Raw genomic sequence first — 13,554 nt, forward strand, 5'->3', positions numbered from 1 at the left:
TTTGTGCCATTTACCCGCAGTTAAGCGGGGTTTGAACTTTACTTTTACAGGAACTGCCTCATGCACGCACTCTCTCCATCGACTGACTTTTGGTTATCGTTAAAAAAAGAAGCGCAAACTGTGGCAAAAAGTGAGCCGCTATTAGCTAGCTATGTTCATGCCTGTATTTCAGCTCATCATAATTTTGAGTCGTCGTTAAGTTTTATTCTATCAAGCAAAATGGCTGATGAAGTGATGCCTGCTATTGCCATTCGTGAAGTGTTCGATGAGGCCTACTTGTTAGAGCCGTCGATTAGTGAGTCGGCTATGGCAGATATTAATGCAATTCGTGCGCGAGACGCCGCAGTAGATGACTTCTTAGTGCCACTTTTGCATTTCAAAGGGTTCCATGCAGTGCAAGTTCATCGTATGGCGCATTACTTGTGGTTGCATGGTAGACATCAACTTGCTTTGTTCTTACAAAGCCGAAACTCGGCTACCTTTGGCGTAGATATTCACCCTGCAGCGAAAATAGGTAAAGGGGTGATGTTCGATCACGCCACCGGTATTGTCGTAGGTGAAACAGCGGTTATTGAAGACAATGTCTCTATTTTACAAAGCGTCACGCTTGGCGGAACCGGTAACGAGTCGGGTGACCGTCACCCTAAAATTCGCCAAGGCGTGTTGGTTGGTGCGGGAGCTAAAATTCTTGGCAATATCGAAATTGGCGAAGGGTCTAAAGTGGGGGCGGGTAGTGTTGTGTTAAACAATGTTCCGCCGCACGTTACGGTAGTCGGTGTGCCGGCTAAAGTGGTGGGCCGCCCGGTATGCCAGCGTCCTTGCGATTCTATGCGCCAAAACGTGCTAGAAGACAACGCACCTTACTCGCAAAAGCCTTAAGCGCCAAAGCGCTACTTATCTGCTTTACTTACAGAAAGTAAGCTAGTTCGTCCAACGTATCTAATGCTACGTGAGGGAGTACAGATGCTCTCTCACGGGGTAAATGCATTTCTCTGTTGCAAGCAAACCAAGCAGACTGAAACCCCGCATTTATCGCCCCATACACATCTTTAATAATGTTATCGCCCACGTGCAGTATATGTCTGGGCGCTTCTCCTATAACGCTTGCTGCTTCATCAAACATAGCCCGTGAAGGTTTCATAGGTCGGCTAGTGCTGGCATGTAAAATGGTATCGAAATAGGGCGTAATACCTATTTGGTCAGCGTTTACATTGCCGTTAGTAATACCTACCAGTGTTATATTCTCACTTAAAATCGATAAAGTTTTATGCACATCATCAGTCAAATCAAACTCGCTTCTCGCACGGTAAAAACAGTCGAAACAGGCTTGCACGGCGGCATCTAACGTGTGGGTATCTTGGGATGGAATATCATGTATCAATGCTGCATTTAACACCGCTAAGCGAAGCTTTCCCATATCAGATGAATAGGTAGGATTCGCTGTAATTGCGTCGCGCTTTAGTTGTTGCCAGTGAGCGGACGGCAAGGCAGCCGCTTTAGGGTGATATTGCTTTAAATGCGTATTCAATGCCGCTTCTGCTTGGCGAATAATAGGTTCGTTATTGTATAAGGTATCATCAAGATCGAAGGTCATTGCCTTCACGGAATTAATGGCTCTGAAGAACTGCATAATAGTTAAAGGCCTATATTCAAAAGAGGATTATTTTTTGTGTGCTCTAGGGTGCGCGGCATCGTAAACCTTGGCTAAATGCTGAAAATCTAAATGGGTATACACTTGCGTGGTAGATAGATTGGCATGGCCTAATAATTCTTGCACCGCACGTAAATCGCCGCTCGACTCTAATACGTGCGTAGCAAAAGAATGGCGCAGTTTATGCGGGCTTACTTTCTGACTAAGGCTTTGTAATTCTGCCATTTGGTTAAGCCGATTTGCGACTTGGCGATTTGAAATGCGCGTTTTGCGCTTGCTTACAAAAATAGCGGGTTCATAGGGGGAAGCGTATGCGGGGCGCACGTTAAGCCAAGCATTCAGCGCCTTTTGCGCTTGTCGGCCAAGGGGCAAAATACGTTGTTTACTGCCCTTACCGGTCACTTTAATGGTGCCGTCTTTTGGGTAGTCGCTTAAATTTAGGCCGGTTAGTTCACTTAGTCGAAGTCCGCAGCCGTAGAGCAATTCAAACATGGCGACGTCGCGACAAATAATGCCTTCATCGGTATCGCCGCTGGCGGCTTGTTCATTCGCCAACAACTGCTGCATTTCATCAACGCTAAGCTGTTTAGGTAATGGCTTACCTTGTTTTGGGGCTTGAATACCTTCCACGGGGTTACTGAAAAGCTGTTCGTTATCAATAAGGTATTGGCAGAAGGTACGAAGAGCAGATAACCGCAATGCTATGCTACGGGGTTTATGCCCGTCCATTTTTGCTGCTGCCATTACGCGTTTCACATCAGAGGGTGTCATACCCGACCACTCGTAAAGCCCTAAAGTAATGGCAATGCTGGTAAGTTGTCTGCGATAGTTACTGATGGTAAGCGGCGATAAACCGCGTTCAACTTGTAGGTGGAGTAAAAACTTTTCAAGCCAAAGGTGGCAAGGTTCGCTAAGTACGGTTTCCGTTGTCACGAAAACTAGTACCCCATCATCTCAGGCAAAATAATATTAAGCACTTGCTGTAGCTGTTGTAGCAACAAGGTGTCCATATCAGGGGTAAAATGGCTTGCGTCACTGCTGCTAATACCCAAAATACCAATATCTTGGTTGTCGCCTAATAGCATTAGGGCAACAGATTCTGCGCTGCTATCTCCGAACAATAACTGGCGTTCGTGCTGCGATAATCGTCCGAAAAAGAAGTTCGACGTTTTAAAGCGTTTTTCGGTAAATAGCCTGCGTTGTAACTCAGGAATAGCGTGAGGGCCTTTGAAGCTTTTTATCACCGCAGAAGATAGCTGCAAACGTTCTTGCAACACATCTTCAAGGGTGAACTGTACTTCTGCCACACTTTCGCAACGCAGCAACTGCACGTTTAAGTCGGTGTACACGCGGTAAATTTTTTCGTTTTGCTTGGCAATACTCACCAGTTGCGTAAGTTTATAATTCAATTGGCGAACTTTTTTGCGCAATTGCTCACTTTGAATCTCAACCAGCGAGACGCTGCCTTTATGCGAATGAGGAATTTTGAGCTTTTCGAGTAGTTCGGGGTGTTGAGCAAAAAAATCAGGGTTTTCTAACAAAAAAGCGCGAACCTGTTCTGAGGAAACATCGCTGTCGCCAGAAAACACTTCTACTACCGACGATGCGCTAGCTTGTCCTGATAATTCACTCATAAATTTATATGTCCGTCGTACACATGGTCGGCGGGCCCTGTCATTTTCAATACATTATCTGGGCCTGGCCAACGGATCCGTAAACTGCCTCCGGGCAAATCTACCCGAACATCTTTGCTTAATTTACCTTGAATCTGACCGATTGCAACTGCTGCGCATGCACCACTGCCACATGCCAAGGTTTCACCCGAGCCACGTTCGAATACGCGCAATCGAATGTGTGATTCATTAATAATTTGCATAAAGCCCACATTCACGCCCTCTGGAAACCGTTCGTTGCGTTCAACGAGGGGGCCTATTTCTTTAACGGGAGCGGTATCTACATCTTCCACTTCCATTACGCAATGCGGGTTACCCATAGATACGGCACCGTAAAACAGGGTTTTATCGTTTACGCGTAATATATAGGTATTTTCTTGCTTGTTCGCTTTCAGTGGAATTTTAGCCGGCTCGAATTCGGGCTTGCCCATATTCACGGTAACTTGGCCGTCTTTCTCTAAGTACAACACCATTTTTCCGGCTTTGGTACTCACCACAATTTTATTGCGGTTAATTAAGCCCTTTTGCTTTACGAAACGTGCAAAGCAACGAGCACCGTTACCACATTGTTCTACTTCAGAGCCATCAGCGTTAAAAATGCGATAGTGAAAATCTTGTTCAGGATCGTAAGGCGGTTCAACCATAAGCAATTGATCGAAACCTATGCCGAAGTTTCGATTTGCTAGCTGCTGTATTTTGTCCTTCGAAAAAAAGACGTTCTGGGTGACATTATCAATCACCATGAAGTCATTTCCCAGACCGTGCATTTTTGAAAACTGAACCTGCATTAACCGCGCATCTTTATTATGAGTTTAACCCTAGTTTACGTAAGTTTGTGCTCACCTTTCCAGAGATCTTTTAGAATTTCTCTTTCACGTACCACAATCGTTGCATCACCATCTACCATAATCTCTGCTGGACGGCAGCGGCTATTGTAGTTTGATGCCATTGCAAAGCCATACGCACCGGCGCTTCGTACTGCTAGTAGGTCAGTTGGTTCGATAGCAAGTTCTCGGTCTTTACCGATGAAGTCACCGGTTTCACATACCGGGCCTACCACATCGTAATTGCGTGCTATGGCAGTGCTTTCTTGTTTTACTGGGATGATATTTTGCCATGCAGAGTAAAGTGCAGGTCGAAGCAGGTCATTCATAGCTGCATCAACAATAGCGAAGCTTTTCTCTTCACCTTCTTTAATAAACTCAACCTCAGTGACTAAAATACCCGCGTTTGCGGCAATAGCGCGGCCAGGCTCTAAAATGAGCTTAAGGTTCTCACGACCCACCATTTTTTCCGCCATCGCCGCAGCGTAAGCTTTCGGGTGCGGTGGTTCTTCATCGTTATAAGTCACGCCTAAACCACCACCAACATCTAAGTGATCAATGGTTATGCCGCGCTCGGCTAATTCATCGATAAGCAGCAATAAACGCTCTAGTGCATCAACAAATGGGCCAATTTCAGTTAATTGTGAACCGATGTGGCAATCCATACCTACTACATTCAAGTGAGGAAGTGATGCGGCAAGTTCGTAGGTTTGCAGCGCGCGTTCGCGGGCAATACCAAACTTGTTTGCTTTTAATCCTGTTGAAATGTACGGATGGGTTTTGGCATCTACATCTGGGTTGATGCGAAGCGAAATTGGCGCCTTTTTGCCAAGCGATTCTGCTACCGCGTTAATACGATGCAATTCAGGCTCAGACTCTACGTTGAAGCACATAATGCCTTGTTCTAACGCATAGCGTATTTCGTCTGCTTTTTTACCTACACCCGAAAATACCACTTTACTGGCATCGCCACCGGCTTCAATAACACGTGCTAGTTCACCACCAGAAACAATGTCAAAACCAGAGCCAATTTTGGCTAATGTACTTAGTACACCTAAGTTTGAATTGGCCTTTACTGCATAACAGATAAGGTGAGGGTGCTCACCAATAGCATCATTAAAGGCATGCCAATGGCGCTCTAAAGTTGCCCGTGAATACACATATACAGGGGTTTGGTACTGTGCAGCAATATCTGCAACGGCAACATCTTCAGCGAAAAGCTGGCCGTTTTTATAAGCGAAAAAATCCACTAGTGAGATTCTCCTGGTGTGGAGGCGGGTTGGCTTTGCGTGTTTGGTGAAGACGCTGTTTCGTTTGGCTTTTCAGTAGGCGTCGTTTGCTCTGGCGCTTGTGGAATATACAGCGCCCCTTTATAGCCACAACCACTGAGTAGAATGGCTGCGAATGTAACTAAAACCCACTTCTTAAGCACGAAAAATCCCGCGAATACGACAATAAATGCCGTTATCATCGCATTGCGTGATTAAAATGCAAGAGACAATAAGCGTTCTTGTGTTTTATCACCGTAGTGAACCTCTTTCCACAATGAATCACATAGGCTTTGTGTATCTTGCAAGTCACCTTTTTTGAGCCAATCAATTAGTATATTTGGGTCGTCGGGGAACTGAATAGCTTCTATGTCTAATGCTTCTAGCCACTCTTCAACAATATCCGTATCCAATTGAAATAGGGTGTGGCAAAGGTCGAGCTTATTGAGCGTTAGTACATTCGACAGCTGTTCAAATTGGCCATGAAGAGGTTTGATAAGTAGCTTCTTGCCGAGTTGCAAGGCTTCGCTAGAAAGTTCAAAACCTCCATTCGCAATCACGCCGTTACAATGCTGAAGTGCACGTTGGAAATGCTCTTTTGACGTAGGATTCCACTGAATGTGTCCTGCGTCTTTAATTTCGCTAATATCGGGGTGGAAGCATTGAAATTGTTGATCGCTTAAAGGCTCCAGCATTTGTTGAACGTCGCTGACATCTTCAAATGGTAAGTAAACTAACACATGACCTTTACCTGGCACTGATAACGGTTTGTCTGCCACAAAAGGAGGAATGATCGGTTGATTAAAGTGAAACCAATGTACCCCTAATTGAAGGTCGGTAGGGGCGAACTTTTTCATTAGCAGTCGATCAATAATGGTGTCGCCAGATTTTGGCACATCGTAAGAAAATGCTGCTTGGTGACTAATTGAAATTGACGGTATCTGCTGTCGCTTCGCTGCCCACGCGGTGACAGGTTCGAAGTCGTTGACGAGAAGGTCGTACCCGCTCGCATCAAAACGTTTCACGTCTTTTAGAAATTGACTGATATTGGCTTCTTTAATGGTTTGCCACCGGTCTACGCGGCCACTTTTAGTAACAAAGCTTAAGCCCGTGTAGGTGCGATAGTCGCCAAATACATCCATATCGAAATATTTATCGGGTTCACGGCCTGTGAAAACAAAATCTACTTCAACATCTGAACGCTTAGCTAGCGCTGTCGCCATAATTCGTGCACGAGCAATGTGCCCGTTTCCGGTGCCTTGCACGCCATACAATAATTTCATGTTACCCCAGGATGGAAATACTCAACGATGCGATAGTGATACCAAGTAACATACCTGCAACTACATCTGATGGGTAGTGCACGCCTAGCAAGACGCGAGACAGGCCGATTAGGGCTGCCCAACTGTATGCCAGTACCGCGAATGGTGGATAGTAATGCGCTACAATACTTGCCATTAAGCAAGCGGCAGCAGTGTGCCCAGAAGGCAGAGAGAATTTATCGGATGGCGTAACGTGTGCTGTTAAATCCAATAGAAAATCGCAAGGGCGCGGGCGCTTGAACATTTTCTTAAGCAGCACATAGATAGGTAACTCCAGCGCATATGCCATCAGCGCTGTATAGAGGAAAAGTTCACCATGCTCGGGTTCAAAAGCCCACAGTAAGGCGCCAATAACCAAGTAAAGGTATCCATCTCCGGTTTTTGATAACCAGATGATACTGCGACAATCTCGTTTTACGGTAAGACTGTATAAGCGGTAGAACAAATTTGTATCGTATTTGGTCAAGGATTTAAGAAGCATTAGCCTTGCCCCCTTTCGATTGATTATTGAACAATTTAAAAGCATTCTGTGACCAACCAGTGACAGAAAAAAGAAACCTTTATGACAGATGACATGCTGTGTTGGTCACGCTGTACCGCACCTATTAACTTCTATTTAGTGCAGTGAGGTAGCGAGTCAGTTTTTATAAAAAGCTAAGCAAGTTACGTGCTAAGTCGGTGAAAATGTCTTCACTAATGAAAGTGGTAGTCTATTTAGTGGAAAGGTTGTTGCTGTTTCCCTGAAACTTCATAAATCAGGCGTTTTCAACTAACGAATTAATGCTATGCTAGAACAAGGTAAATAACCTACTACTCTCAATTAAAGTAAGGTAGAGCAATGGATTACAACACTTCTGAATTGTGCGATTTATTTGCAGACAGCGTCGACGTAGTTGACCCTATCTTCGCAAGCTTTGGCGGCCGTTATTCTTTTGGTGGCGAAATCACCACGATTAAGTGTTTCGAAGACCGTGGTCTTATTGACCGTGTATTGGCTCAACCTGGTGCAGGCAAAGTACTGCTGATTGATGGTGGTGGTTCAACACGTCGTGCCTTATTCGATGCAGCCCTTGCTCAAGTGGCAATAGACAACGACTGGGAAGGCATCGTGTGTTACGGCAGTGTACGTGAAGTGGATAACTTAGCCGAATTGGATATTGGTGTGCTAGCGGTAGCGGCTATTCCCGTTAATGCAGAAAGCGAAAGCATTGGCGACGTTGATGTACCGGTAAATTTTGGTGGCGTAACTTTCCTACCAGAAGATCACCTTTATGCTGATAGCACAGGTGTAATTCTCTCACCAGAACCCCTTGATATAGACTAAAGGTTTTATAGTAGCTCAGTTGGCTAAAACCTATAGCGAATTCATGTGATTCAGGTAACAAAAAGCGCAGACAGCTGAATGAAGTGTCTCCGCTTTTTTTGTGCCTAAAATTTACAATTAGCGCTTACTTATCAAACGTTTCGTTCAAGTACATGGCAAGTCGAATACCTGCCATTTGTAAACGCTGCTTAGCCGTAGGAAGATGCCGATATAAGTAATCGTAACTCATATTGTTGGCATCTTCAGGGTAAACTTCATCACGAATTTTAGTGCTTTCTTCAATCCATACCAAAGGATCTGTGGTTGCCCAGCTACGAATGTCACTAGGTGTGATGTGTTCTGTGAGCCATTTCGTCCATTCTGTGTAAGACAGTTTGCGTTGCTCTAGCATTTGAGAGTCCCACACCCGATGTAAATTAGAGTTCTGCCAAAAGAAATTTACTTTTACATCATTGCCGCCGCGATCGCTGCCATCACCCGCATGCAGGGGTTGGTGTAAATCACCAATGATGTGCACAACAAAACGTAGCGCTAAGCGTTTTTCTTCAATAGTGACTGAGTCGCTTTTTAACGTTTTTGTATAGGCTTCAAGTGCAGTAACTGCGTCGCCTTGGCGAGGTGCGCCAACGTCAGCATAACCTTTCCCTTGAGGGACTGTTACATAGTGCCAATGGGTAGATATCTTTTGCCAAAACTCGCTTGGGTTTGAGCGCATTTCATCTGCATAGGTTGAAGCTTCTGCTAGTGAACTGTTTGGCAGAAGCTCTGATAAAGCAGCTTGAGATAGAGGGCTTAAATACTGCTGCGCAATGGCGCCAGTAACCCGATGGCCAGTTTGGCCCCACCCAAAAGCTGGCGACGAAACAAATAACGTAATAAGTGAGCTTAGCGCAACGGCGAAAGTCCTATTTCTCAACGCTGTCATTAATTTTCCTTTGTTCTATTTTTTAAGTGTGTAGTTAGGTTTTAGGGGTATGTTTAGCGGTTTCATAGCCCCATCGTGCCACTAGCGATTGTTCAACGCCGAGGTGATCTAGAATACGGGCTACAACAAAGTCGACCAAATCTTCAATGGTCTTGGGGTTATGATAAAAACCAGGCGCCGCTGGCATTATTGTCGCACCCATTTGTGACAGTTTAAGCATATTTTCCAAATGGATAGAAGAAAGTGGCATTTCTCGAGGTACTAATATCAATTGGCCTCTTTCTTTTAGCACAACATCAGCGGCGCGCTCAATTAAGTTATCACTGGCGCCAATGGCAATAGATGAAAGGGTGCCCGTAGAGCAGGGGCATACTACCATTTTAGCTGGTGCGGCTGAGCCTGACGCAACAGGAGAAAACCATTCTTCTTTCCCAAATACTTGCACTTGACCAGGCTTACCGCCGCAATGCTCCATGAAAAAAGCACTGGCGTCTTCAGGTCTAGCGGGAACTTTTATATTTTCTTCTGTAGCCATCACCACTTTGGCGGCAGAAGAAATAAGCACATACACTTGGTAGTCAGCTTTTACTAACGACGTTAATAGCGAGAGTGCGTATGGGGTGCCGGAAGCACCCGTAATAGCTAGGGTAATTTGCTTATCATGTTTCATTTTTCTACCTCGATTGACGGGGTAAGTACGCTTAAAACACGGCTGTGGATGCCTTCAAACCCACCATTGCTCATGATAAGTACATGATCGCCAGGGCGCACTTCGCTTTGCAATACTTTTACAATGCTTTCAACATCATTGAATACGGTGGTGGGCGCTGGGCTATTCTCCGCAGCTTCCTTCAACGACCAGTCTAGCCCTTGAGGTTCATATACATAAACCGCATCAGCGGCTTGCCAAGAATGTGCGAGTGTATTTTTATGCACCCCCATTTTCATAGTGTTAGAGCGAGGCTCAAGTACGGCAAGAATACGGGCATTCCCTACTTTCTTGCGAAGGCCGTCAATAGTGGTGGCAATGGCGGTGGGGTGATGAGCGAAATCATCATAGACGGTTACCGGTTTACCTTCAGCCGCGAGTGTCACCGAGCCCTTTACTTCCATACGCCGTTTAACGTTCTTAAAGCTTGATAGTGCTGCGACAGCGTCGTTAAGGGGAACGCCTGCATGATGAGCCGCGGCAATTGCCATGAGTGCATTATCTACATTGTGCTGGCCTAGTAGCTCCCAATGTACTGTACCGACAACTTGATTGTCGAACAGTACATTGAATTGGCTACCATCTTTATTGATAAGCGCTGCAGACCATTCTTTGCCTAGAGATTGGCGTTGTGTCCAACAACCTTTTTTAAGGGTTTCCTCAATAGCGGGCGTGTGGTTGGGTGTAAGAATAAGGCCATTTTCAGGTACCATGCGCACAAGGTGATGAAACTGAGTTTGAATGGCGGCTAAGTCAGCAAAGATATCGGCATGATCAAACTCTAAGTTATTAATCACCAGCGTTTTAGGACGGTAATGGACAAACTTCGAGCGCTTGTCGAAAAAGGCGCTGTCGTATTCGTCTGCTTCAATGACAAAAAACGGGCTTTCTCCAATACGGGCCGACACGCCAAAGTTTTCAGGCACACCACCAATAAGGTATCCGGGGTTTAATTCGCTGTACTCTAAAATCCACGCCACCATACTGCTGGTGGTGGTTTTGCCGTGGGTACCCGAAACGCCAATTACCCATCTATCTTTTAACAAGTTATCAAGCAACCATTGCGGGCCACTGGTATAAGGTAAGTTTCTGTTGAGTACGTACTCAACCGCTGAATTACCGCGAGACATGGCGTTACCAATAATAACGATGTCAGGAATTGGCTCGAATTGGTCGGTATCGAAGCCTTCGGTAAGCTCGATGCCCAGAGCTTCAAGTTGGGTACTCATGGGTGGATACACGTTGGTATCAGAGCCAGTGACCTTATGGCCCAAGGCTTTCGCAATGGCTGCGATGCCACCCATAAAGCTACCGCAAATACCTAAAATATGTACATGCATAGCGAATTCTCATTTTTTACTGCATTGAATACTGGCTACTTTATCAGAACCGTTGCAGGTTAAATAATGCATTTTCACTCATAATGCCCGCTTTCACTGGTATGTTGTGTAGATTGGCAGCACCTGCCTTATTCCACTTCGATGCATTCACGGTTACAATCAATTTAACAAGCATATAAAGCAGTGCTTGTTGGTAATACAAGAGAAAGCCGGTAAGGAAAGCTGCGCGCCTTGTATTGTCATACCCTACACACTAAAAAAAGGCTTAACTAAGATGAAACGTTTAAATTCCCAGTTGCAAGAAGATGGTGCCCCGCTAGAGCTCATATTGCTTATAAGAACCTTGTTGGCGAGCTGCAAAGAAATTTCATTCCGGGTGAGTCAAGGTGCGCTTGCTGGCGTATTGGGTTCTACGTTGTCAGAAAACGTACAAGGTGAAACACAAAAGAAGTTAGATGTTATCTCTAATCACATTATTAAAGATACGCTTCGCGAGTCGGGCTATGTAAAAGCTATTTCATCGGAAGAAGAAGACGATGTGGTACCGTGCCATCCAGATGGGAAATACCTTGTTAGCTTCGACCCACTAGACGGCTCTTCGAACACAGAAATTAACAGCTTAATTGGTACTATCTTCTCAATTACCCACGCACCTCAGTGGATGGAACCCGATGATCCATCAGCGTTTCTTCAGCCGGGTACACAAATGGTTGCAGCAGGTTACGTGCTTTACGGGCCTTCTACTATGCTTGCCCTTACTACTGGGCGTGGCACACATATTTATACCTTAGATAAAACCCACGGTGGCTTCCTACTTACTCACCCCAATATCCAAGTGCCAGAGCAAACCTCTGAGTACTCTATTAATGCATCGAATCAACGTCATTGGGAACCTGCGATGCAGGAATATATCGCCGACTTAATAGCGGGTAAAGACGGTCCTCGTGAGAAAAATTTCAACATGCGCTGGGTAGCAGCCATGGTGGGCGATATTCATCGCTTGTTATGCCGCGGTGGTATTTTCATGTACCCATACGACAAGCGTGACCCATCTAAACCGGGTAAATTGCGTTTACTTTATGAAGCAAACCCTATGGCATTTTTGATGGAGCAAGCCGGCGGCAAGGCAGAAACAGGCGCCGGTCGTATTCTTGAAGTAATGCCTGAAGAAATACATCAACGCGTGCCATGTATTATTGGTTCTAAAGAAGAAGTAGAAACCTGTTTAAGCTATTACGGTAAAAGTGAATAGAGAAATCGCTAAATAAGGACGGTTTTGGTGGTGATTAGCGCTAAACCGTTTTTATTTTGCCGCCGTCACCGTATACTTAGCGCCAAATTTTTTAAAACATCATTGAAAGGACCTTAGAATGAGCTTGAATGATATTCCTGCGGGCAAGAATTTGCCTGAAGAAGTGAATGTAGTTATCGAAATTCCAGCACACGCTGACCCGGTAAAGTACGAAGTAGACAAAGACTCGGGCGCTATGTTTGTTGACCGTTTCATGGCAACTTGCATGCACTATCCAACTAACTACGGTTACGTGCCTAACACCTTGTCTGAAGACGGTGACCCAGTTGACGTATTGGTAATGACGCCTTTTCCATTGCTTGCGGGTTCGGTAATTCGTTGTCGCCCAATTGGTGTTTTGAACATGACTGATGAGTCAGGTAAAGACGCTAAAGTATTGGCAGTGCCAATCGACAAGCTTTCTACTATTTACCGTAAAGTGCAAGAAACTGAAGACGCACCTGAGTTGCTGCTACAGCAAATCGAGCACTTCTTCTCTCATTACAAAGATCTTGAACCTGGTAAGTGGGTTAAGATTGACGGCTGGGCTGGTTCAGCTGCCGCGAAAGAAGAAATTGTCGCAAGCGTTAAGCGTTTCGAAGCAGAATAATTCACGCTGCTTAGAAGACATGCTAAAAAGGGGTCGGTGCTGGTAAGTACCGGCCCTTTTTATTTAAAGAGCTACCCTTTTTTATTTAAGTGAGTGTTATGTTGAAAGTCATGGGAAAGGCATTGGTCTTAGCCTTAGTCGTATTGCTTCCGTCGTTCTCTGCGTTTAGCGCCCCAGAACCTATTGAAGTATATTGGGAAGATTTGGTACCTGAAGGGTTTAATGAACTAGCGCCTCCCGCCGTTCAGCACAACGGTGAAATGTCGCAGTTGCAGCCTGATGCGCCAGTAGTTGATAAATTTGATGGTAAGCGGGTGAAAATTCCTGGCTTTGTGGTGCCCCTTGAAGGCACACCTGAACTCACGACCGAATTTTTACTAGTGCCTTATTTTGGCGCTTGTATTCACGTGCCGCCGCCTGCGTCTAACCAAATAGTGTACGTAACTTTTGAAGAGGGTATTCCTCTTGATAATATTTACGACGCAATATGGGTAACTGGCGAACTTACCACTGAAGGGTGGAAAGGTGATATTGCGTCAGTAGGCTATCGGCTTAAAGGGGTTGCGATAAGCGCCTTTTAGGCCAGCGTAAGCTCCTTTTAGGCAGGCCAAAGCTCC

The 13,554-nt window shown here is 45.3% G+C and carries 16 protein-coding genes; 5 read left to right on the forward strand and 11 right to left on the reverse strand.

The window, feature by feature from the left end; all coding sequences use genetic code 11:
* Positions 1-60 precede the first annotated feature (60 nt).
* Positions 61-879: a serine O-acetyltransferase gene (cysE, locus tag KYS23_RS03845; RefSeq protein ID WP_218418074.1), complete on the forward strand. Its 819-nt coding sequence runs from the start codon at positions 61-63 to the stop codon at positions 877-879.
* 28 nt (positions 880-907) lie between these two features.
* On the opposite strand, the gene KYS23_RS03850 is transcribed toward cysE, so the two are convergent.
* Genes KYS23_RS03850 through KYS23_RS03885 form a run of 8 tightly spaced genes read right to left on the reverse strand, consistent with a single transcriptional unit; the run spans position 908 to position 7,219 of the window.
* Complete coding sequence (locus KYS23_RS03850; protein ID WP_218418075.1) at positions 908-1,630, reverse strand: HAD-IA family hydrolase; 723 nt, start codon at positions 1,628-1,630, stop codon at positions 908-910.
* Positions 1,631-1,660: 30 nt separating this feature from the next.
* Positions 1,661-2,584: a tyrosine recombinase XerC gene (locus KYS23_RS03855; protein WP_159528000.1), complete on the reverse strand. Its 924-nt coding sequence runs from the start codon at positions 2,582-2,584 to the stop codon at positions 1,661-1,663.
* A gap of 5 nt (positions 2,585-2,589) precedes the next feature.
* On the reverse strand, positions 2,590-3,285 hold the full coding sequence (locus KYS23_RS03860) for a DUF484 family protein (protein ID WP_159528001.1): 696 nt from the start codon (positions 3,283-3,285) through the stop codon (positions 2,590-2,592).
* Positions 3,282-4,112, reverse strand: coding sequence for a diaminopimelate epimerase (gene dapF / locus KYS23_RS03865; protein WP_013785917.1), 831 nt, complete (start codon positions 4,110-4,112; stop codon positions 3,282-3,284). Before dapF ends, KYS23_RS03860 begins: the two co-directional genes overlap by 4 nt.
* Positions 4,113-4,147: 35 nt before the next feature.
* Positions 4,148-5,398 (reverse strand): diaminopimelate decarboxylase, encoded by a 1,251-nt coding sequence (lysA, locus tag KYS23_RS03870; RefSeq protein WP_159528002.1) that lies wholly within the window; start codon positions 5,396-5,398, stop codon positions 4,148-4,150.
* Entirely contained in the window at positions 5,398-5,580 is a 183-nt protein-coding gene (lptM, locus tag KYS23_RS03875) for an LPS translocon maturation chaperone LptM (RefSeq protein ID WP_232370551.1), read from the reverse strand. Before lptM ends, lysA begins: the two co-directional genes overlap by 1 nt.
* Positions 5,581-5,631: 51 nt before the next feature.
* The gene (locus tag KYS23_RS03880) at positions 5,632-6,699 is read right to left on the reverse strand and encodes an MJ1255/VC2487 family glycosyltransferase (protein WP_159528004.1); all 1,068 of its coding nucleotides are present in this window, start codon (positions 6,697-6,699) and stop codon (positions 5,632-5,634) included.
* Position 6,700: 1 nt separating this feature from the next.
* On the reverse strand, positions 6,701-7,219 hold the full coding sequence (locus tag KYS23_RS03885) for a phosphatase PAP2 family protein (protein ID WP_057794702.1): 519 nt from the start codon (positions 7,217-7,219) through the stop codon (positions 6,701-6,703).
* 357 nt (positions 7,220-7,576) lie between these two features.
* Between KYS23_RS03885 and rraA the strand changes: the two genes are divergently transcribed.
* Complete coding sequence (rraA, locus tag KYS23_RS03890) at positions 7,577-8,062, forward strand: ribonuclease E activity regulator RraA (protein WP_057794700.1); 486 nt, start codon at positions 7,577-7,579, stop codon at positions 8,060-8,062.
* 124 nt (positions 8,063-8,186) lie between these two features.
* Here rraA and KYS23_RS03895 read toward each other — a convergent pair whose 3' ends face one another.
* The 3 genes from KYS23_RS03895 to mpl are packed head-to-tail and all read right to left on the reverse strand — an operon-like array spanning position 8,187 to position 11,036.
* Positions 8,187-8,987, reverse strand: a complete 801-nt coding sequence (locus KYS23_RS03895; protein ID WP_218418076.1) for a S1/P1 nuclease — start codon at positions 8,985-8,987, stop codon at positions 8,187-8,189.
* A gap of 34 nt (positions 8,988-9,021) precedes the next feature.
* Positions 9,022-9,657: a flavin prenyltransferase UbiX gene (locus KYS23_RS03900; RefSeq protein ID WP_218418077.1), complete on the reverse strand. Its 636-nt coding sequence runs from the start codon at positions 9,655-9,657 to the stop codon at positions 9,022-9,024.
* Positions 9,654-11,036, reverse strand: a complete 1,383-nt coding sequence (gene mpl / locus KYS23_RS03905) for a UDP-N-acetylmuramate:L-alanyl-gamma-D-glutamyl-meso-diaminopimelate ligase (RefSeq protein ID WP_159528007.1) — start codon at positions 11,034-11,036, stop codon at positions 9,654-9,656. The genes KYS23_RS03900 and mpl overlap by 4 nt, the downstream gene beginning before the upstream one ends.
* 274 nt (positions 11,037-11,310) lie before the next feature.
* On the opposite strand from mpl, the gene KYS23_RS03910 reads away from it, so the two are divergent.
* The 3 genes from KYS23_RS03910 to KYS23_RS03920 all read left to right on the forward strand — a co-directional run bounded on the left by KYS23_RS03910 (position 11,311) and on the right by KYS23_RS03920 (position 13,518).
* The gene (locus tag KYS23_RS03910) at positions 11,311-12,288 is read left to right on the forward strand and encodes a class 1 fructose-bisphosphatase (RefSeq protein WP_159528008.1); all 978 of its coding nucleotides are present in this window, start codon (positions 11,311-11,313) and stop codon (positions 12,286-12,288) included.
* A 118-nt stretch (positions 12,289-12,406) separates the two neighbouring features.
* A complete protein-coding gene (gene ppa, locus KYS23_RS03915) occupies positions 12,407-12,937 on the forward strand; it encodes an inorganic diphosphatase (protein ID WP_013785907.1) in 531 nt (176 codons plus the stop codon).
* Between the two features lie 98 nt (positions 12,938-13,035).
* Complete coding sequence (locus tag KYS23_RS03920; RefSeq protein WP_159528009.1) at positions 13,036-13,518, forward strand: DUF3299 domain-containing protein; 483 nt, start codon at positions 13,036-13,038, stop codon at positions 13,516-13,518.
* Positions 13,519-13,554 lie beyond the last annotated feature (36 nt).

This window comes from Alteromonas lipotrueae (assembly GCF_019249255.1).
Classification (GTDB): domain Bacteria; phylum Pseudomonadota; class Gammaproteobacteria; order Enterobacterales; family Alteromonadaceae; genus Alteromonas; species Alteromonas lipotrueae.

Coding starts and splice junctions, on each gene's coding strand:
- cysE (WP_218418074.1), top strand. CDS start 61: ATGCACGCACTCTCTCCATCGACTGACTTTTGGTTATCGTTAAAAAAA.
- KYS23_RS03850 (WP_218418075.1), bottom strand. CDS start 1,630: ATGCAGTTCTTCAGAGCCATTAATTCCGTGAAGGCAATGACCTTCGAT.
- KYS23_RS03860 (WP_159528001.1), bottom strand. CDS start 3,285: ATGAGTGAATTATCAGGACAAGCTAGCGCATCGTCGGTAGTAGAAGTG.
- dapF (WP_013785917.1), bottom strand. CDS start 4,112: ATGCAGGTTCAGTTTTCAAAAATGCACGGTCTGGGAAATGACTTCATG.
- KYS23_RS03880 (WP_159528004.1), bottom strand. CDS start 6,699: ATGAAATTATTGTATGGCGTGCAAGGCACCGGAAACGGGCACATTGCT.
- KYS23_RS03885 (WP_057794702.1), bottom strand. CDS start 7,219: ATGCTTCTTAAATCCTTGACCAAATACGATACAAATTTGTTCTACCGC.
- rraA (WP_057794700.1), top strand. CDS start 7,577: ATGGATTACAACACTTCTGAATTGTGCGATTTATTTGCAGACAGCGTC.
- KYS23_RS03895 (WP_218418076.1), bottom strand. CDS start 8,987: ATGACAGCGTTGAGAAATAGGACTTTCGCCGTTGCGCTAAGCTCACTT.
- KYS23_RS03900 (WP_218418077.1), bottom strand. CDS start 9,657: ATGAAACATGATAAGCAAATTACCCTAGCTATTACGGGTGCTTCCGGC.
- mpl (WP_159528007.1), bottom strand. CDS start 11,036: ATGCATGTACATATTTTAGGTATTTGCGGTAGCTTTATGGGTGGCATC.
- KYS23_RS03910 (WP_159528008.1), top strand. CDS start 11,311: ATGAAACGTTTAAATTCCCAGTTGCAAGAAGATGGTGCCCCGCTAGAG.
- ppa (WP_013785907.1), top strand. CDS start 12,407: ATGAGCTTGAATGATATTCCTGCGGGCAAGAATTTGCCTGAAGAAGTG.
- KYS23_RS03920 (WP_159528009.1), top strand. CDS start 13,036: ATGTTGAAAGTCATGGGAAAGGCATTGGTCTTAGCCTTAGTCGTATTG.